Raw genomic sequence first — 18263 nt, 5'->3', positions numbered from 1 at the left:
CGATCTCCCGCCGTACGTCAAAAGAATTCCACGACGAGGCAAACACATCACCATGAGCGGACCGGCGACGGGCGCTGACTCCCCTTCGAGCAGGGCGAGTTGAGATGCCATCACCCGACAAGTGGCCACGTTTCCCGTCATGCTCCAGCCGGCGGATACGAGGCCGCCCGGAGCGAGCTGCGCAACGCGTTCTCCTCCGCGACCCGTTCGCGGAGCCGCCGCAGCAGGACGGAGTCGCCGTCGGCCCCGGTCGCAGCCCCGGCGCCCTCGCCATCGGTCACGGCCGCGTCCCGGGCGGTGGCCGCCGCGCCACCGGCCTCGGCCTCGTTCCCCCTGTCCCCGTCCCCGTCCTCGTCGTCGCGGCAGCGCGGGCACGCGCACGGCGGGAAGCGCAAGGGGTTGAACTCGGGCCACAACGGACCCGGTTCCCTCACTCCGACCTCCGGCCAGGACAGCCGTTCGCGTCCCGGTGACGTCGGAGCAGCACCCGGCAGTCCACCGCCCTGCTGCGGTCATGCTCGGAGCGGGCCGCGACTTCGGCCCGTTCGAGTTCTCCGCAGGTCAGGCACGCGGACGAGGCGGCGCAGGTGTGCGCCGAGGCCAGCGCGCGTGATGGTTCCTGATCGTTCGGGGGGCCGCCCTCGGGACACACGTTGGCTCCTCTCCGTAGTCATTCCACTACCAAGGGCGTTCAGCGTGGCCTAGAGTCAGGACGTCTTCAACGTTTCGGGAAAGGACGAAAGGTCGGTGTCAGCACGGTGAACATCAAGGAGTTGGACCCGGAGAGGTCGCCACAGGCTGCCTTCGGTGCGCGAATGCGCCGGTTACGGATGGAGCGCGGCTGGACTCAGGATGAGTTGGGCAACCGGATCGGGTATTCCAGCACGCATCTGTCGTCCGTCGAAACGGGTCGCAAGATTCCAACCTTGCGCCTGGCGCGGCGCGCGGACGAGGCCCTGAACTCGGGCGACGTGTTCGAACGTGAATGGCGCGAGATGCGGCACGGCAGCCTGCTGGAGGGCTTCCCCGAGTTCATCGAGCACGAGAGCCGCGCAGCGGAGATCCGGCTCTACGAGGTCGGGGTCATGCCCGGTCTGCTCCAGACGCCGGAGTACGCGGCCGCCCTGGCCCAGAGCGCGGTCAAGCGAGGAGCCATCCCGCCCGAGCAGGCGGAAGAACGTGTCTCCTTGACGTTGGAGCGACAAGCCGCCATTGCCCGTACACCGCCACCCTTGGTGTTCGTGGTGCTGGACGAGGGCTGTCTCCTGCGGCCCGTGGGTGAACGCAGTGTGATGGAGGCCCAGTTCGCGCGGCTGATTGAGTTCGCCGAACTACCCACCACCGTGCTCCAGATCGCCCCGTTCGCCATGGGAACCCGTCGCCCATTCAATCTTCCGGTAACCATCCTCACCCTGCCGGACCGGTCGCTGATGTCCTACGCGGAGTCCGCCCAACAGGGCCATCTCGAACGCGACAACCAGTTCGTACTCCCCATATTGACGGCCTACCATCAACTCCAGGCCGAAGCACCGTCGCAGGCAGCATCCGTGGCCTTGATCCAGCAGGTAAGAAAGGGCACCCCGTGACGACCGAAACCCCGCGTTGGTTCACGTCCTCCTACAGCGACAACGGCGGCCAGTGCGTCGAGGTCGCCGCCAACCTCGCCGCCGCGCACGGCATCGTCCCCGTCCGCGACTCCAAAAATCCCACCGGCCCCACCCTCACCCTCCCCACCGGCGCCTTCACGTCCTTCGTAACGGGCGTCAAGGCCGGGGAGTTCGGCACCGCCTGACCACCGACCGGCCCGGCGCGAAAGCCCCGCCACACCGAACCCGGACGGCCCGGCGGGGCCTCGCCCACCATCCGCAAGGAAAGGGCACCCCGTGACGACCGAAATCCCGCGTTGGTTCACGTCCTCCTACAGCAACAACGGTGGCAACTGCGTCGAGGTCGCCGCCAACCTCGCCACCGCGCACGGCATCGTCCCCGTCCGCGACTCCAAGAACCCCGCCGGCCCCGCCCTCACCCTCCCCACCGGCGCCTTCACGTCCTTCGTAGCGGGCGTCAAGGCCGGGGAGTTCGGCACCGCCTGACCGACTCGACGCCTCCGTACCCGCTGTGCTGGGCGTCGCGAAAGTCCTGTGGCACGGCATCCTCGACGGCTACTGTCGATCGCGAACGGTTTCGATCTTCGACCTGCGTGCGAGCAGCGGCCTGAGCGAGGGGTGGAACATGGTCACAGAGAACACGGCGGTCGTGGTGGTCGGGGGCGGCCCCGCCGGGCTGACCGTGGCCGCCCTGCTGCGCCGCTGCGGCGTGGACTGCGTCGTGCTGGAGGTCCGCTCGCGCGAGCACATCGAGAAGCGGCAGCGCGCCGGGATCGTCGAGTACCAGGCTGCCGAGATGCTCGCCGGATGGGGCCTGGCCGACCGGCTGTTCGCGGGCGCACCGCGCTCAGGGCGTCTGGAGATCCGGGTGGACGGAACCGTCCACGTGCTCGGTGACGACGCTGTCGGCGGCGTACTCGTCCCGCAGCAGGTGCTCGTGCGCAATCTCATCGACACCGTGCTGGACGAGGGTGTCGACCTGCGCTTCGACGCGGCCGAGGTGAGTCTGCACGACCTCGACGCGGACCGGCCCACCGTCCGCTACCGCGACGCGGCGGGTGAGGAACACACCCTCACATGCCGTTACGTGGCCGGCTGTGACGGATTCCATGGTGTCAGCCGGGCCAGCGTTCCCGATGGCGCCCTGACGACCTCCTCCTTCGACCATGGCGGCATCGGCTGGCTCACGGTGCTGGCGGACACGTCTCCCTACCCGCACCCCATGCTGTCCGTCAGCGACGCCGGTTACGCGGCGCAGTTCGCGCGGGGCCCGGCGGCCAGCCGCTTCTACCTCCAGTGCGGGTCCGAGGACACGCCCGCGGACTGGCCCGCGTCGCGGATCTGGTCGGAGTTGCGCGACCGCCTCGGTGATCCCGGGCTGCCCACCGGGGCGATCACCGAGACGGAGGTGTTCGCTCTGCGCAGTGTGGTGCACGACCCGATGAGCTGGGGCCGTCTCTTCCTGGTCGGGGACGCGGCACACATCATCCTGCCGCTCGGCGGCAAGGGCATGAACCTCGCCCTACACGACGCCGACGTCTTCGCCCGGGCCGTACGCGCGGCGGTCCACGACGACGACGAGTCGGGGCTGCGCGACTACACCGGCGTCTGCCTCCGCCGTGTGTGGCGCTACATGGAGTTCTGCAACTGGCTGCTGGAGGCCACGCACGACTCCGGGGATTCCTCCCGGGTCGGTCCCTTCCGCCGGGGCCTCGCCCGCGCCCGTCTGGCGAGCCTGACCGAATCCCCCACCGTCGCCCGTCATTTCACCGACCTCATGGCCGGGATCGGCTGACACTCCCGGCGGCGGGCACCGGTCCACGCCCGCGGGCAGCTCCGCGTCGCCCCGTACGCCAGGATGGCGGCATGGAGACCTCTTCCGCGGACCACCCGCACACCGCCCCTCCCGTGTACGACCGGATCGGAGTCGGCTACCGCGCCGTCCGGCGTCCGGATCCCCGGCTCGCGGCGCTGTTGCGGAGCGCCCTCGGCGACGCGCGGACCGTCGTCAACGTCGGTGCGGGCGCCGGTTCGTACGAGCCGGAGGACCTGGCCGTGACCGCCGTCGAACCGTCGCAGGTGATGCTCGACCAGCACCCGGGCCCGGTGAAGGTACGGGCCGGGGCCGAGGAACTGCCCTTCCCGGACGGCTCGTTCGACGCGGCGATGGCCGTGATGACCGTGCACCACTGGAGCGACCTGGCGCGCGGCCTCGCCGAACTGCGCCGCGTCGCGCGGCGGCAGGTGGTCTTCACCTGGGACGTGTCCCATCGCCCGGAGCTCTGGCTGATGTCCGAGTACCTGCCCGAGATCCGGACGCTGGAGGAGGGCCGGTTCACGCCGGTCGCCGAGGTGGCCCGGCTGATGAGCGCGCACACGGTGCTGGAGTTCCCCATCCCGCACGACTTCACCGACGGTTTCCAGACCGCTTACTGGCGCCGCCCCGAGCAGTTCCTCGACCCGGCGGTGCGCGCTGCCAACTCGACGTTCGCGCAACTGCCCGCCGCCGTCGTCGAACCCGCCATGGAACGGCTGCGCGCCGACCTCGACTCCGGCGCCTGGGCCCGCCGCCACGCGGACCTGCTCACCCGCGAGAGCGTCGACTACGGCTACCGGGTGCTGATCGCCGACGCGGAGACCGCGACAGGATGACGGCCGCTCGTGGTCGCGGGTGACCGTCGTAGTCAGCACCCCGCAGCCGGCGGCTCTGCCCATGGATGACCGGCACTCCGGTGCCCGGCGGAAGATCCACGGTGCTGCGTCGCGTCAGTCGTCGACGGTGAACCAGCAGATATCCCCGGACTCGGGCAGGCGACCGAGGCCATCGATGGCGGACTTGATCCGTGAGAGCGTCTCGTCCCTGCTGGTGCCCCACGCGGTGAAGGGGCGATCGGGATCGTCCGTCAGATCCCCCGCCTCGGCACCCTGGGCCAGCAGATCGCCGACGATACGCACGAGCAGCCCCGTGCGCTCCTCCAGAGTGCGCCCCTTGCCGAGCAGCTTTCCGACCGTTCCCACGACCACGGAGAACCCGAGCCAGTCGTCATGCACGTACTCAGCCAGGTAGTCGAGTTCTTCGGTGTATTCCTCGTCGGTCGGCATGCTCATGTCCTCAGTGTTGCGGAATGTGGAGTCGCTTCGCGTCCAGGCCGTCCACGTCGTTCATGTCGATGGTGGGCCCGCCTGATTTGCTGAAAGGCCGGTAGGTCACGGTGGACGGCGGGTCGTCGGACAGCCGCCAGGTCTCGATGTCGCCCTTCGGAGTGGACTTGATGGTGGGCTCACCCAGGCGTTCCTGCAGCTCGGTGCGGGTTTGCTGGATTTGCTCCTCGGTCACCATACGGACGCCCTTGGCGTCCTCGGTGCCGATGAGGTTGCCGTCCTCGTCCGTCATGATGTCGCGGACCGCCGTGGACTTCTCCTCGTAGGTCTTCGGCACGTCCTCGTCGGCCGGCTCACCCTCGTCGCGGGTTTCGGTCTCGGACAGTTCCCGGTCGAGTGCCTCGTCGACCTCGGTGGTCTCCGCGTCGACGGCTTCGATCTCGGGCACGGCCTCCGCAGCCGCCTCCAACTCCGTGCCGACATCCGCGATAACAGCGGTGTCGATCTCCGCGATCGCCGCTTCCGCCGTCGCCTCGACACCACCGAGGATCGCACCGGCCTCCGCCCCGTCCAGAGCAGCCGCACCCGCGTCCGAAGCACCAGCCGTGACCACCGTCAGGAGCACGCCCACCGCCGTCGTCAGACCGACCGCGATACCCGCCCCGGCCAGCTTCTCCTCCGTACTGCTGTGCGCCTCATCAATGGCATGCGCGAACTTGTCACACGCCGACGCCAACTTGTCGCACGCGTCGTGCGCCGCCGACAGCGGCGCCTTCCCCGTGTTCCCGCCGTCCTGCCAGATCTTGGCCCAGAAACCGGCCATCGCACGCACGGAATCATCCGAGTTGTTGTCCGTCAGCGACTGCACCTGCCCGTGCAGAGCCCGACCGATCCCCTGGATCGCCGTGGACGCCGTCCGATAGGCGGTCGCGGCATCCCTGAGCTTGTCCTGATGCCCGTTCGGCCAGTACTTCGCGATGACCGAGGGCACCGACGAATGCCCCGGCCCGACCGCCGACGCCGGGTCCGGATACATGATGTCGGTGACCACCAACGGCCACGGATACAGCTTCGGCGCACCCTTGCCCTTGGCGGCATTCGAGTGGTGATCGGCCTTGAGATAGTTGTTGGCCGTCGTCACCAGAGCTTCCGAGGCCTGCCCGATCGCACGGATACCCGCGGACAGCGTGTGGAACAGCGCCTTGGCCGCCGGATCGTACTTCCGCGCGAAGTTATGGCCGTAATCGTCGTTGCCCGCCATACCCGCCGCGCTCTGCAACGCCGCGTTCAGCGCACTCGCCGCCGTGTCGAGATCGTTCTGCCCCGTGGCGAACTTCCCCGCCACCGCGTTCAGATCATCCGGATACAGATCGATCGACTGGCTTCCGCCCCCACCACCATCGTCCGCCGGGCGGCTCACCGGCCACTCCGTGGCGGAGGCCCCACTGCCCCGGTCGAGATGCCGAGGCCGGCTTCAACACCGGGTTGCACGACTCGTCCCCCTGCTGCCGACGACGACGCCAAGCGTCACATCAACGAGCCCGAGGAACAAGGGGCCCCGGCGCCCGGCGAAGCAACGAGGCCGCACGCAGGGCCTCACCGCTCGGCAGAGGGAGCCGGAGGCACCGGTCCCTCGACCGCCCCGGACCCGACCGCCTCAAGCCCGGTCCAGCCGCAGCCGCGTGGCGCGCGGCAGGCCCGCCACCACCAGGTCGTAGCTGTCCTCGATCAGCTCGCGCACCATGCGCGGGGGAAGTCCGCCGACCGTCACGGTGTTCCAGTGGCGTTTGTTGAGGTGCCAGCCGGGGGCGATCGCCGGGTGGCCGGCGCGCAGCCGGACGGCTTCCTCCGGGTCGCATTTCAGGGAGACCTTCAGGGGCTCCTCGGCCGGTGCGCAGATCGCGAAGATCTTGCCCTCGACCTTGTAGACCGTCACGTCCGGGTTGCGCGGGAAGGGCGTCTCCTCGGTCGCGGCGCCGAAGTCCAGGCAGAACGCCCGCAGCGCCGGGGCTGTGAGCGCTCGGCCCGCGTCCCCGGCGCCCCGGGCGTGCGCTGTCACGACGGCACCTGGTCCCCCCGCTCGGCGGCGGCCGGGAGGGGCACCGCGAGGATGGTGAGGATCTTGTTGCGGCGGCCCGCCGGGTCCTGTGCCGTCAGGCGCAGCCTGCGGCCGTCCGGGAGGTCGATCTCGGCCGTCGCGCCCGCGATCGGCACGCGGCCGAGCGCCTTCGCGAGCAGTCCGCCGACCGTCTCCACGTCCTCGTCGTCGAACGCCTCAAGGCCGAAGAGTTCGCCCAGGTCCTCCACGTCGAGCCGTGCCGTCACCCGGTACGAGCCGTCGCCGACCTCCTCGACGGGCGGCAGTTCCCGGTCGTACTCGTCGGTGATCTCGCCGACGATCTCCTCCAGGATGTCCTCGATCGTGACGATGCCCGCCGTGCCGCCGTACTCGTCGATGACGACCGCGACGTGGTTGCGCTCCTGCTGCATCTCGCGCAGCAGGTCGCCCGCGTTCTTCGTGTCGGGCACGAACGAGGCCGGGCGCATCACCGTGGAGACCGGGTCGGACTCCGAGTCCCGGTTCACGTGCGTCTTCCTGACGAGGTCCTTCAGGTAGACGACGCCGACGATGTCGTCCTCGTTCTCCCCCGTCACCGGGATGCGGGAGAAGCCGGAGCGCAGCGCCAGCGTCGTGGCCTGCCGGATCGTCTTGTACCGCTCGATGGCGACGAGGTCCGTGCGCGGCACCATCACCTCGCGTACGAGTGTGTCCCCGAGTTCGAAGACCGAGTGCACCATGCGGCGCTCCTCGTCCTCGATCAGCGACTCCTGCTCCGCGAGGTCCACCAGCGCGCGCAGTTCCGCCTCGCTCGCGAACGGACCCTTGCGGAAGCCCTTGCCGGGCGTCAGGGCGTTGCCGAGGAGGATCAGCAGGGCCGGGACGGGACCCATGACACGAGCCAGCGGCAGCAGCACGTACGCGGCGGCCGTGGAGGTGTTCAGCGGGTGCTGGCGGCCGATCGTACGGGGCGACACGCCGACCGCCACGTACGAGACGAGCACCATCACACCGATGGCGACCAGCAGCGCCTCCCAGGTGGAGTCGAACTGCTTGACGCACACGTACGTGACGAGCGCCGCCGCCGCCATCTCGCAGGCCACCCGGACCAGCAGCGCCATGTTGAGGTAGCGCGTCGGGTCCGAGGCGACCTGCGCCAGCTTGGCCGCGCCCCGGCGGTTCGTCCGTACGGCCTCGGCGGCACGGAAGCTGGAGACGCGGGCGAGGCCCGCCTCCGCGCAGGCGGCGAGCCAGGCCACGACGATCAGCGCGACCGCCCCGATGATCAGTGAGGCGCTCACGACACGGTGGGCGCGGGCGACGGGCCCTCAAGCCCGTGCTCGGCCCGCCAGCCGTCCACGATGGCCGCCTGAAGGCCGAACATCTCGGCCTTCTCGTCGGGCATCTCGTGGTCGTAGCCGAGGAGGTGCAGCACACCGTGCACGGTGAGGAGCTGGAGCTCCTCGTCCATGGTGTGCTGCGTATCGGCCTCCTGGCCCTGCTTCAGGGCCACCTCGGGGCAGAGCACGATGTCCCCGAGGAGCCCCTGCGGGGGCTCCTCCTCGTCCTTCGCCGGCGGACGCAGTTCGTCCATCGGGAAGGACAGCACATCGGTGGGGCCGGGGAGATCCATCCACTGGATGTGGAGCTGCTCCATGGCCGCCTCGTCCACCACGATCACCGACAGTTCGGAGAGCGGGTGGATACGCATCCTGGTGAGCGCGTAGCGGGCGATGTCGAGGATCGCCTGCTCGTCGACCTCGGTTCCTGACTCGTTGTTGACGTCGATCGACATGGTGCGCTGGGACACTCCCCGGTCAGTGCCGCTGATCGTTTCCGGTGCGGCTGTCGTACTTCTCGTAGGCGTCGACGATACGGCCGACGAGCTTGTGCCGTACGACATCCTGCGACGTGAGGCGGGAGAAGTGCACATCCTCCACGTCGTCCAGGATGTCCTGGACCTGGCGCAGGCCGCTCTTCGTGCCCCCGGGCAGGTCGACCTGGGTGACATCGCCCGTGATCACGATCTTCGATTCGAAGCCGAGCCGGGTCAGGAACATCTTCATCTGTTCGGGGTTCGTGTTCTGCGCCTCGTCCAGGATGATGAACGCGTCGTTCAGGGTGCGGCCGCGCATGTAGGCCAGCGGGGCGACCTCGATCGTGCCCGCCGCCATCAGGCGCGGAATGGACTCCGGGTCGAGCATGTCGTGCAGTGCGTCGTACAGCGGGCGCAGGTACGGGTCGATCTTCTCGTAGAGCGTGCCGGGCAGGAAGCCGAGCCGCTCGCCCGCCTCGACGGCGGGGCGGGTCAGGATGATCCGCGTGACCTGCTTGGCCTGCAGGGCCTGCACGGCCTTGGCCATGGCGAGGTACGTCTTGCCCGTACCGGCCGGGCCGATGCCGAAGACGATCGTGTGCTTGTCGATGGCGTCGACATAGCGCTTCTGGTTGAGCGTCTTCGGCCGGATCGTCCGGCCCCGGCTGGACAGGATGTTCTGGGTGAGCACCTCGGCGGGCGTCTCCGTGCCGTCCGCACCGCCGCTCTCGCTCGCCCTGAGCATCGCGATGGAACGTTCCACTGCGTCCTCCGTCATCGGCTGACCGGTGCGGAGCACCAGCATCATCTCGTCGAACACGCGCTGGATCAGCGCCACATCGGGCGTACTGCCCGAGGCACTGATCTCGTTGCCCCGTACGTGGATGTCGGCGGACGGGAACGCCTTCTCGATCACGCGGAGGAGGGAATCCCCCGATCCCAGGACCGTCACCATCGGGTGCTTGGCCGGGACGGTGATCCGGGCCTTGGCCCGGTCCTGCGCGGGCTGCTGGGCTGTGGGTGTCTGAGTCATGGGCCGGCGCTGTGGCCTGCACATACCTCCCGTTGCAGGGTTCTCGCTGCTCGACAACCTCTGGAGTACCAGCGTACGACCCCGTACCGACATGCCCGAAGGACTTTTCGACCAGGAAGGGAACGCATCGGGAAAACTACGCCACGGTCACGCTCCCCACCCGGGCCCGCACCGTCCGTCGTCCCCCGCCACGCCGGGTCGCGGACGCACGCCGTACGTCAGGACGAGCGGCCGAAACCGATCGTCGGCACCGCGCGCCGCAGCGGCCAGGGCCGGGCAGGGGCGGGCAGCAGGGACGTCAGGAAGGCGTACCGGCGCAGGCCGTCCGGGTCCTGGCCGCCGTCGCTCTGCGCGTAGCTCCACCAGGCCGCCACCTCGGCCCAGCCGGGCGCCGAGAGGGAGCCGCCGAACTCCTGCACGGAGAGAGCGGCCGTGAGGCCGCCGAAGGCGAGCCGGTCGGCGAGGGGCCAGCCCGCGAGGGTGCCGGTGATGAAGCCCGCCATGAAGACGTCTCCCGCGCCGGTCGGGTCGAGCGCCTCGACCGCGATGGCCGGCACCTCGGCGGTCTCACCGGTGCGGCCGTCCACGGCGTACGCGCCCTCGGAGCCGAGCGTGACGACGGCGACGGGCACGTACGCGGTGAGCGCCCGGGCGGCGGCGCGCGGGCAGTCGGTGCGCGTGTAGCGCATCGCCTCGGCCGCGTTGGGCAGGAAGGCCTCGCAGTGCCCCAGATCGGAGAGGGCGCCCAGGTCCCAGCGGCCCGTGTCGTCCCAGCCGACATCGGCGAAGATCCGTGCCCCGTTCGCGGCGGCGGTCGCGACCCACTCCTGCGGGCGGCCGGGCGAAAGGGACGCGACGGCGGCCCGCGCGCGCGGCGGGCACTCGGGCAGCGCGCCCGCGGGCGGCGGCGCCTCGTGACCGTGCGAGACCATCGTGCGTTCGCCCTCGTACGCCATGGAGACGGTGACCGGGGAGTGCCAGCCCGCCACGGTGCGCGAACGTGAGAGGTCGATGCCTTCGCCCTGTTCGAGTGCGTCCCAGCAGTACTCGCCGTAGTGGTCGTCACCGAACGCGGCGGACAGCGAGGTCCGCAGGCCGAGCCTGGCCAGGGCGGACGCCATGTTCGCGACGCCCCCGGGGCTCGATCCCATGCCCCGCGCCCAGGACTCGGTGCCGCGTACCGGCGCGCTGTCGAGCCCGGTGAGGATGATGTCCAGGAAGACGGTTCCGGTCAGGTAGACGTCGCAGTCGGGGTCGCCGTGCGCCCTCAGCCCGCCCAGCGGGTCGATGCGCGGCTCCGCGCCACTGCCTCGTCCTGTCCTTGCCGACGTCTCTCCGGTGCGTTCACGTGGGATCACGGCGTGCTCCTGGTTGCGTGCGTTCCCGCCAGTCTGCCCGATCCGGTCATCTCCGCCGCGGCAGCGGCACGCGCATGAGGTCGTCCGCGACCGTGATGTCGCCGGTGAAGCCCGCCGCGCGGGCCTGCCGACCGAAGACGTCGGGGTCGTCGTAGCGCTGGGAGAAATGCGTCAGGACGAGGTGCCGGGCGCCCGCCTCGCGTGCGACGGATCCGGCCTGCCCGGCCGTCATATGACCGAAGTCCACGGCCAGCGCCTCGTCCTCGTCGAGGAACGTCGACTCCACGACCAGCAGGTCGCACCCCTCGGCCAGCACGCTCACGCCCTGGCACAACCGGGTGTCCATGACGAAAGCGAACCGCTGGCCGCGCCGGGCCCTGCTGACGTCCGCCAGCCGCACACCTCGCAGTTCGCCCTCGCGCTGCAGCACGCCGACGTCCGGGCCCGCGATGCCGTGCTCGGCGAGCAGGGCGGGCAGTATGGTGCGGCCGTCGGGCTCGGTGAGCCGGTAGCCGTACGCCTCGACCGGGTGCGAGAGCCGGTGCGCGTCAAGGGTGTACGCGGGCGTCTCGGCGAGCGTCACGAGCCCGTCGCCCGCGACGGGGCCCTGCGCGATCGCGACGCTCTCGCGGTACGACGTCGCGTACGCGAGCCGCTCGTAGAAGTGCTGCCCGCTCGCCGGGTAGTGCGCGGTGACCGGGTGCGGCACGCGGTCGAGGTTGATCCGCTGGATCACCCCGGCGAGGCCGAGCGCGTGGTCGCCGTGGAAGTGCGTCACGCACAGCCGGTCGATGTCGTGCGCGGCGACCCCGGCGCGCAGCATCTGCCGCTGCGTGCCCTCGCCCGGGTCGAACAGCAGCCCCTCGCCGTCCCAGCGCAGGAGGTAGCCGTTCTGGTTGCGCCGGCGGGTCGGCACCTGGCTCGCGGTGCCGAGAACGACGAGTTCGCGTACGGACATGGCGTCCGCCGCCCGCTATCCGGGAGGCCAGTTGAGGCCGCGCCCGCCCAGGACGTGGGCGTGCGCGTGGAAGACGGTCTGGCCCGCGCCACTGCCGGTGTTGAAGACGACGCGGTAACCGCCCGCGTCGACCTTGTCGTCGGCCGCGACCGCGGCGGCCTCACGCAGCACATCGGCCGCGATCCCCGGTTCCGCGGCGGCGAGGGACGCCGCGTCGGGGTAGTGCGCCCGGGGAATGACGAGGACGTGCGTGGGCGCCTGCGGGTTGATGTCCCGGAAGGCGACGGTGGTCGCGCTCTCGCGCACGACCGTGGCGGGCACGTCCCCCGCGACGATCTTGCAGAACAGGCAATCCGCCTGCGGTTCTCCTGCCATGATCCGGGCCCTCATCTCCTTCGCTCCGTACGTCGGGCATCGTATCCGTCCGGGCGCCCGGCGTTCGCCCCGCCCGCGCGCGCCGCCGGGCCCGTCCGGGCGCCCGACGGCCCGTCGCGACCCGTCGCGTCCCGTTCGACGCGCCGCACGTCGCCGTGGGCGCCGCCGGGCGCTTCGCGCGCGGTTCAGGACCAGCGGCCGGTGCGGGTCAGCAGCAGGGCCACGGCCGCCGTCCCCGCCGTGGAGGTGCGCAGGACACTGCCCCCGAGCCGGTACGGGGCCGCCCCCGCGGCGGCGAACGCGTCGAGTTCCTCCGGCGAGACGCCGCCCTCGGGACCGACGACCAGCACCAGCCGGCCCGCGCGCGGCAGTTCGGCCGTGGCCAGGGGGGCGGCGACGCCGCCGTCCTCGTGCAGCACGGCCGCGAAGTCGGCCCCGGCGAGCAGCCGGGCCACCTCGCGGGTCGTGGCCGCCTCCGTGACCTCGGGGAAGCGCAGCCGGCGGGACTGCTTGCCCGCCTCCCGCGCCGTCGCCCGCCATTTCGCGAGGGACCTGGCCCCGCGCTCGCCCTTCCACTGCGTGATGCAGCGGGCCGCGCCCCAGGGCACGACGGCGTCCACGCCGGTCTCGGTCATCGTCTCGACGGCGAGCTCACCGCGGTCGCCCTTGGGCAGGGCCTGGACGACGGTGATCCGCGGCGCGGGCTCCGGCTCCGTGCGGACCTCGGTGACGTCGACCAGCAGCCGGTCCTTGCCCTCGACGGCCGCGACGCTCCCGTACGCCCCGGTGCCGGCCCCGTCGGTCAGGACGACCTCCTCACCGGCCCGCAGGCGCCGTACGGACACCGCGTGCCGCCCCTCGGGCCCCTCCAGCGTGAGGGTGCCGGGGCGCAGCACGGTGCCCTCCCCCACCACGAAGACCGGCGCCGTCATGACGTACTCCCCAGATTCATCGCGGCGCGCGCCGCGTCCCCCTCGGCCACGAGCACCTCGACGAGCTGCGCCGCCGGCATGGGCCGCGCCATCTTGTGCCCCTGGCCCGCCCACAGCGCCATGGCCTGCGGGTCCCCGGCCTTCACCGCGGCCCTGCGCAGGGGCGAGGTCACATGGTGGACCTCGGGGTAGCCCTGGGGCGCGTAGGGGCCGTGCTCGCGCATGAAGCGGTTCACGAGCCCGCGGGCCGGGCGGCCGGAGAACGCCCGCGTCAGCTCCGTACGGGCGAACAGCGGGTTCGTCATGGCCTGCTTGTGCAGGTCCGGCGCGCCCGACTCGTCCGCGACGAGGAACGCCGTGCCGAGCTGCGCGGCCTCGGCGCCGAGCGCGAGGACCGCGGCGATCTGCGAACCGCGCATGATGCCGCCCGTCGCCACGACCGGCAGCGTCACGGCGTCCTTGACCTGGACGACCAGCGACATCAGGCCGATGCCCGCACCGTCCGTGGCGGGGTCGTCCTTGTGCGCGCCCTGGTGCCCCCCGGCCTCGATGCCCTGCACGCAGACCGCGTCGGCGCCGGACCACTGGGCGGCACGCGCCTCCTCGGGCGTCGTGACCGTCACGATCGTGTACGTACCGGCGCGGCGGAAGCGGTCGAACACCTTCCGCGGCGGGCAGCCGAAGGTGAACGAGACGACGGGGACCGGGTCGTCGAGCAGGATCGCGAGCTTGGCGTCGTAACCGTCGTCCCAGCCGGTCTCCGGATCGCCGAGCGGCGTGTCGTACCAGTCCGCCTCACCGGCCAGCTGGCTGCGGTACAGCTCCACGGACCCGCGGTCGGCGTGGCGGGTGCCCGGCATGAAGACGTTCACGCCGAACGGCGCGCCCGTCAGCCCACGCAGGTGCTTGATCTCCTCGTACATGCCGTCCGCCGTCTTGTAGCCGGCGGCCAGGAAGCCGAGACCGCCCGCGTCGGACACCGCCGCGGCCAGCTGGGGACAGGACGCTCCGCCTGCCATGGGGGCCTGCACGATCGGATACCGAAAGAGATCGGTCAGCGTGGAAGGCATGCAGGGAATGGTGCCATGCCCGTACCGGACCTCAGAATCGCCCTGACATCCGACATATGCCAGAGGCATGACCACCGGTCGTGGTGGTGAGCCTGGACGGAATGGTCATATTTCTCGCGTACACACGACGGTGAACCACCACTGCCGCGACACGCGCCGCACCCGCGGCACGCGGAAACCGGACGGCCGAGAAGAGGCCCCTGAGGAGCGAGGTCAGAAGCGGGACGCCAGAAGCGGGACGCATACGGAGGAACACGCTCGCCCACCGGCGGGCCCCCGAACAGGGCGGCACACACACCGGTGGGCGGCGGAACATCACGATGCGACGGCCGTCGAACGCGTCCGCGGCCGGGTCAGCCCCTGCCGCACCCGGCCGGCCCGGGAGGGGGCGACCCCCGGCCCCGCGCTCCCTGACGACAGGACAACCGCCGGACCCCCGGCCCGACCGCCTGCCTAACGACCGTTGAACGCATCCTTCAAACGGGAGAACAACCCCTGCTGCCCCGGCTGACCGTGCCCACCCGGAGGACAACCCCCGGACCCCCGGCCCGACACCGCCTAACGACCGTTGAACGCATCCTTCAAACGGGAGAACAACCCCTGCTGCCCCGGCTGGAACTGGCCCGTCGGGCGCTCCTCGCCGCGCAGCTTGGACAGTTCGCGCAGCAGGTGCTCCTGATCCGCGTCCAGCTTCGACGGGGTCGTGACCTCGACGTGGACGATCAGGTCGCCCCGGCCGCCACCGCGCAGGTGGGTCACGCCACGGCCGTGCAGCGGGATCGACTGGCCGGACTGCGTGCCCGGCCGTACGTCGACGTCCTCCACGCCGTCCAGCGTCTCCAACGGACACTGCGTGCCGAGCGCTGCCGCCGTCATCGGGATCGTCACCGTGCAGTGCAGGTCGTCCCCTCGACGCTGGAAGACCGCGTGCGGGAGCTCGCGGATCTCCACGAACAGGTCGCCGGCCGGGCCGCCGCCGGGTCCGACCTCGCCCTCGCCCGCCAGCTGGATCTTGGTGCCGTCGTCGACACCGGCCGGGATCTTGACGGTGAGCGTGCGGCGGGAGCGCACGCGCCCGTCGCCCGCGCACTCGGGGCACGGGGTCGGCACCACGGTGCCGAAGCCCTGGCACTGCGGGCACGGACGCGAGGTCATGACCTGGCCGAGGAACGACCGCGTCACCTGCGAGACCTCACCGCGACCGCGACACATGTCGCAGGTCTGGGCCGAGGTTCCGGGCGCCGCGCCCTCGCCGTTGCACGTGGTGCAGACGACGGCCGTGTCGACCTGGATCTCCTTCGTCGTGCCGAAGGCGGCCTCGTTGAGCTCGATCTCCAGCCGGATCATCGCGTCCTGGCCGCGCCGCGTGCGCGAGCGGGGCCCGCGCTGCGACGCCGTACCGAAGAACGCGTCCATGATGTCGGAGAAGTTGCCGAAGCCACCGGCCCCGAAGCCGCCCGCCCCGCCACCGCCGCCGTTGCTGGACAGCGGGTCTCCGCCGAGGTCGTAGACCTGCTTCTTCTGCGGGTCCGACAGGACCTCGTAAGCGGCGTTGATCTCTTTGAAGCGCTCTTGCGTCTTGGGATCGGGGTTGACGTCCGGGTGCAGCTCGCGTGCGAGCCGCCGGAATGCCTTCTTGATCTCGTCCTGGGACGCGTCGCGGCGCACGCCGAGTACGGCGTAGTAGTCCGTGGCCACTTACGACTCCGCCAGGATCTGTCCGACGTAACGTGCCACTGCGCGTACCGCTCCCATCGTTCCGGGGTAGTCCATGCGGGTCGGTCCGACCACGCCGAGTTTGGCGACTGCCTCGTCGCCCGAACCGTAGCCGACTGCTACGACAGATGTGGAAGTGAGTCCCTCATGGGCGTTCTCGTGCCCGATACGGACCGTCATGCCCGGCTGTCCCGCCTCGCCGAGCAGCTTGAGGAGCACGACGTGTTCCTCAAGTGCCTCCAGCACCGGCCTGATCACCAGCGGGAAGTCGTGTCCGAACCGGGTGAGGTTCGCCGTGCCGCCGATCAGCAGGCGCTCCTCGGTCTCCTCGACCAGGTTCTCCAGCAGGGTCGCGAGGACGGTGGAGACCGTGGGCCGGTCCTCCGCGTCGAACGACTCCGGCAGATCCTGCACCAGACGCGGCACGTCGGAGAAGCGCCTGCCCACGACCCGGCTGTTCAACCGGGCCCGCAGGTCCGCGAGCGCCACCTCGCCGAACGGCGCGGGGCAGTCGATCATGCGCTGTTCGACCCGTCCCGTGTCGGTGATCAGGACGAGCATCAGGCGCGCGGGCGCCAGCGACAGCAGCTCCACGTGGCGCACCGTCGAACGCGTCAGGGACGGGTACTGCACGACGGCGACCTGCCGGGTGAGCTGCGCCAGCAGGCGCACCGTGCGGCCCACCACGTCGTCCAGGTCGACGGCACCCCCCAGGAAGTTCTGGATGGCCCGGCGCTCGGGCGACGACAGCGGCTTCACGCCCGCCAGTCTGTCCACGAACAGCCGGTACCCCTTGTCGGTGGGGATGCGGCCCGCGCTCGTGTGCGGCTGCGCGATGTAGCCCTCGTCCTCAAGGACGGCCATGTCGTTGCGGATCGTCGCGGGCGACACCCCGAGCCGGTGACGCTCGGTGAGCGCCTTGGAGCCGACGGGCTCCTCCGTACCGACGTAGTCCTGGACGATGGCGCGCAGCACTTCGAGTCTGCGTTCGCTGAGCACGGCGCACACCTCCAGCGTTCGTCGTTCGTCGTCCCTCGTCGCGCTGTGCGACCGCTTTTGGCACTCGATCCGGTGGAGTGCCAGCTCCTTCCGAGCCAGTGTACGGCCGGGGGGTGCACGCGTAGCAAGGCAGTGTTCCACGCGATCGGGCCCCGGGTGCCCCCGAGGGCGTGAGAGGTTCCCCCCGGGGCCGCCCGGGCCCGGGACCGGCGCGGTGGCACGGACGTGAGGAGAGCGGCGCATGGGGAGCAGCGGACAGGGCCTGCCGGCCGGCGGCTGGGAGCGCCCGGCGCCGGGCGTGAGCCGGGTGCGGCTGCCCGGCTGGGACTGCACGGCGGGCCTGGTGGTGGGCACGGACGGCGCGCTGCTCGTGGACGCCGGCGCCTCCCTCGGGCAGGGCACGGCGCTAAGGGCGGCGGCACGTCGGCTCACCGGGGGCGCGCCCGTGACACATCTCGCACTCACGCACCCGCACTTCGACCATGTGCTCGGCGCGGGAGCCTTCCCCGGGGCCGCGGTCCTCACGGCGGCCGGGACGGCGCGGGAGCTCGGAGAGGCGCGGGGGCGGGACGCCCTGTACGCGGACGCCGTGCGCCACGGCCTGCCCCCGGCGCGGGCGCGGCGCGGGGCCGACGCCCTGGCTGCCCTGGCCGCCCCGGGCGGTCCGGGCGGTCCGGGCGGTCCGGGCGGTCCGGGCGGTCCGGGCGGTCCGGGTGACGTCGCGGGTGCGCGGGTGGCGGCCGTCCCGGCGAGCCCGGCGGCGCGATGGCGCGAGGTCGGGAGCGAGCCGTACGAGCTGGACCTGGGCGGGGGCGTACGGGCGGTCCTGGTGAACGCGGGGCCCGGGCACACCGCGTACGACCTGGCCGTGCTGGTACGGGGCGGGGACGGCCCGCCGGTGGTGTTCTGCGGCGATCTGGTGGAGGAGTCCGGCCCGCCGCAGGCCGGTCCCGACGCCTGTCCCGACCGCTGGCCCGCGGCGCTGGAGCGCCTGCTGCGGCTGGGGGGCGAGGACGCGCTCTACGTGCCGGGGCACGGCGCCGTGGTGGACGCGGCGTTCGTCCGTGCCCAGCGGGCCACGCTCGCGGCGGCCGGATCGCCGACGCCCTGACCGGTGGCGGGTGTCGCGGGGGGTCGCCGGGGGTTGTCGGGGGGCGTTCTGGGGCGGGTGTTCCGCTGACGGTGGTGCGGTGGCGGTGTTCGGGGCCGGGTGTTCCGGAGCGGCCCGACCGTGCCGG

At 71.4% G+C, this 18263-nt stretch carries 20 protein-coding genes; 6 read left to right on the top strand and 14 right to left on the bottom strand.

The window, feature by feature from the left end; all coding sequences use genetic code 11:
* Window positions 1-137: 137 nt before the first annotated feature.
* Window positions 138-434 (bottom strand): hypothetical protein, encoded by a 297-nt coding sequence (locus OG310_RS24225; RefSeq protein WP_329457971.1) that lies wholly within the window; start codon window positions 432-434, stop codon window positions 138-140.
* Window positions 435-758: 324 nt separating this feature from the next.
* Here OG310_RS24225 and OG310_RS24220 point away from each other — a divergent pair, with 324 nt between their 5' ends.
* The 5 genes from OG310_RS24220 (at window position 759) to OG310_RS24200 (ending at window position 4259) form a co-directional block, all read left to right on the top strand.
* A complete protein-coding gene (locus tag OG310_RS24220; RefSeq protein WP_329457970.1) occupies window positions 759-1586 on the top strand; it encodes a helix-turn-helix domain-containing protein in 828 nt (275 codons plus the stop codon).
* Window positions 1583-1792, top strand: a complete 210-nt coding sequence (locus OG310_RS24215; protein ID WP_329457969.1) for a DUF397 domain-containing protein — start codon at window positions 1583-1585, stop codon at window positions 1790-1792. The genes OG310_RS24220 and OG310_RS24215 overlap by 4 nt, the downstream gene beginning before the upstream one ends.
* Window positions 1793-1883: 91 nt before the next feature.
* A complete protein-coding gene (locus tag OG310_RS24210; RefSeq protein ID WP_329457968.1) occupies window positions 1884-2093 on the top strand; it encodes a DUF397 domain-containing protein in 210 nt (69 codons plus the stop codon).
* Between the two features lie 139 nt (window positions 2094-2232).
* A complete protein-coding gene (locus OG310_RS24205; RefSeq protein ID WP_329457967.1) occupies window positions 2233-3402 on the top strand; it encodes a 4-hydroxybenzoate 3-monooxygenase in 1170 nt (389 codons plus the stop codon).
* A gap of 71 nt (window positions 3403-3473) precedes the next feature.
* Entirely contained in the window at window positions 3474-4259 is a 786-nt protein-coding gene (locus OG310_RS24200) for a class I SAM-dependent methyltransferase (RefSeq protein WP_329457966.1), read from the top strand.
* Between the two features lie 114 nt (window positions 4260-4373).
* Here the strand turns inward: OG310_RS24200 and OG310_RS24195 are convergent, their stop codons facing one another.
* From OG310_RS24195 to hrcA, 13 genes are all read right to left on the bottom strand, one after another.
* The gene (locus OG310_RS24195) at window positions 4374-4715 is read right to left on the bottom strand and encodes a hypothetical protein (RefSeq protein WP_329457965.1); all 342 of its coding nucleotides are present in this window, start codon (window positions 4713-4715) and stop codon (window positions 4374-4376) included.
* 4 nt (window positions 4716-4719) lie between these two features.
* Window positions 4720-6129: a WXG100-like domain-containing protein gene (locus tag OG310_RS24190; protein WP_329457964.1), complete on the bottom strand. Its 1410-nt coding sequence runs from the start codon at window positions 6127-6129 to the stop codon at window positions 4720-4722.
* 237 nt (window positions 6130-6366) lie between these two features.
* The gene (locus tag OG310_RS24185; RefSeq protein ID WP_329457963.1) at window positions 6367-6768 is read right to left on the bottom strand and encodes an MmcQ/YjbR family DNA-binding protein; all 402 of its coding nucleotides are present in this window, start codon (window positions 6766-6768) and stop codon (window positions 6367-6369) included.
* On the bottom strand, window positions 6765-8069 hold the full coding sequence (locus tag OG310_RS24180; RefSeq protein ID WP_329457962.1) for a hemolysin family protein: 1305 nt from the start codon (window positions 8067-8069) through the stop codon (window positions 6765-6767). The genes OG310_RS24185 and OG310_RS24180 overlap by 4 nt, the downstream gene beginning before the upstream one ends.
* Window positions 8066-8563, bottom strand: a complete 498-nt coding sequence (ybeY, locus tag OG310_RS24175) for an rRNA maturation RNase YbeY (RefSeq protein WP_329460349.1) — start codon at window positions 8561-8563, stop codon at window positions 8066-8068. The genes OG310_RS24180 and ybeY overlap by 4 nt, the downstream gene beginning before the upstream one ends.
* A gap of 22 nt (window positions 8564-8585) precedes the next feature.
* Window positions 8586-9617 carry a PhoH family protein gene (locus OG310_RS24170; protein WP_329457961.1) on the bottom strand — a complete coding sequence of 344 codons (1032 nt, stop codon included), beginning with the start codon at window positions 9615-9617 and terminating at the stop codon, window positions 8586-8588.
* 218 nt (window positions 9618-9835) lie between these two features.
* On the bottom strand, window positions 9836-10906 hold the full coding sequence (locus OG310_RS24165) for a carbohydrate kinase family protein (RefSeq protein ID WP_329460348.1): 1071 nt from the start codon (window positions 10904-10906) through the stop codon (window positions 9836-9838).
* A gap of 115 nt (window positions 10907-11021) precedes the next feature.
* Window positions 11022-11933, bottom strand: coding sequence for a ribonuclease Z (locus tag OG310_RS24160; RefSeq protein WP_329457960.1), 912 nt, complete (start codon window positions 11931-11933; stop codon window positions 11022-11024).
* A gap of 15 nt (window positions 11934-11948) precedes the next feature.
* Complete coding sequence (locus OG310_RS24155; RefSeq protein WP_329457959.1) at window positions 11949-12308, bottom strand: histidine triad nucleotide-binding protein; 360 nt, start codon at window positions 12306-12308, stop codon at window positions 11949-11951.
* A gap of 185 nt (window positions 12309-12493) precedes the next feature.
* Window positions 12494-13240 (bottom strand): 16S rRNA (uracil(1498)-N(3))-methyltransferase, encoded by a 747-nt coding sequence (locus tag OG310_RS24150; protein ID WP_329457958.1) that lies wholly within the window; start codon window positions 13238-13240, stop codon window positions 12494-12496.
* Entirely contained in the window at window positions 13237-14310 is a 1074-nt protein-coding gene (locus tag OG310_RS24145; RefSeq protein WP_329457957.1) for a nitronate monooxygenase, read from the bottom strand. Before OG310_RS24145 ends, OG310_RS24150 begins: the two co-directional genes overlap by 4 nt.
* Before the next feature lie 558 nt (window positions 14311-14868).
* On the bottom strand, window positions 14869-16008 hold the full coding sequence (gene dnaJ / locus OG310_RS24140; protein WP_329457956.1) for a molecular chaperone DnaJ: 1140 nt from the start codon (window positions 16006-16008) through the stop codon (window positions 14869-14871).
* A complete protein-coding gene (hrcA, locus tag OG310_RS24135; RefSeq protein WP_329457955.1) occupies window positions 16009-17025 on the bottom strand; it encodes a heat-inducible transcriptional repressor HrcA in 1017 nt (338 codons plus the stop codon).
* A gap of 241 nt (window positions 17026-17266) precedes the next feature.
* Between hrcA and OG310_RS24130 the strand changes: the two genes are divergently transcribed.
* Window positions 17267-18136: an MBL fold metallo-hydrolase gene (locus OG310_RS24130; protein WP_329457954.1), complete on the top strand. Its 870-nt coding sequence runs from the start codon at window positions 17267-17269 to the stop codon at window positions 18134-18136.
* Window positions 18137-18263: the final 127 nt, after the last annotated feature.

Source organism: Streptomyces sp. NBC_01497, from assembly GCF_036250695.1.
Classification (GTDB): domain Bacteria; phylum Actinomycetota; class Actinomycetes; order Streptomycetales; family Streptomycetaceae; genus Streptomyces.
The sequence above is the reverse complement of the archived record's forward strand: the minus strand, read 5'-3'. Positions and strand labels throughout refer to the sequence as shown.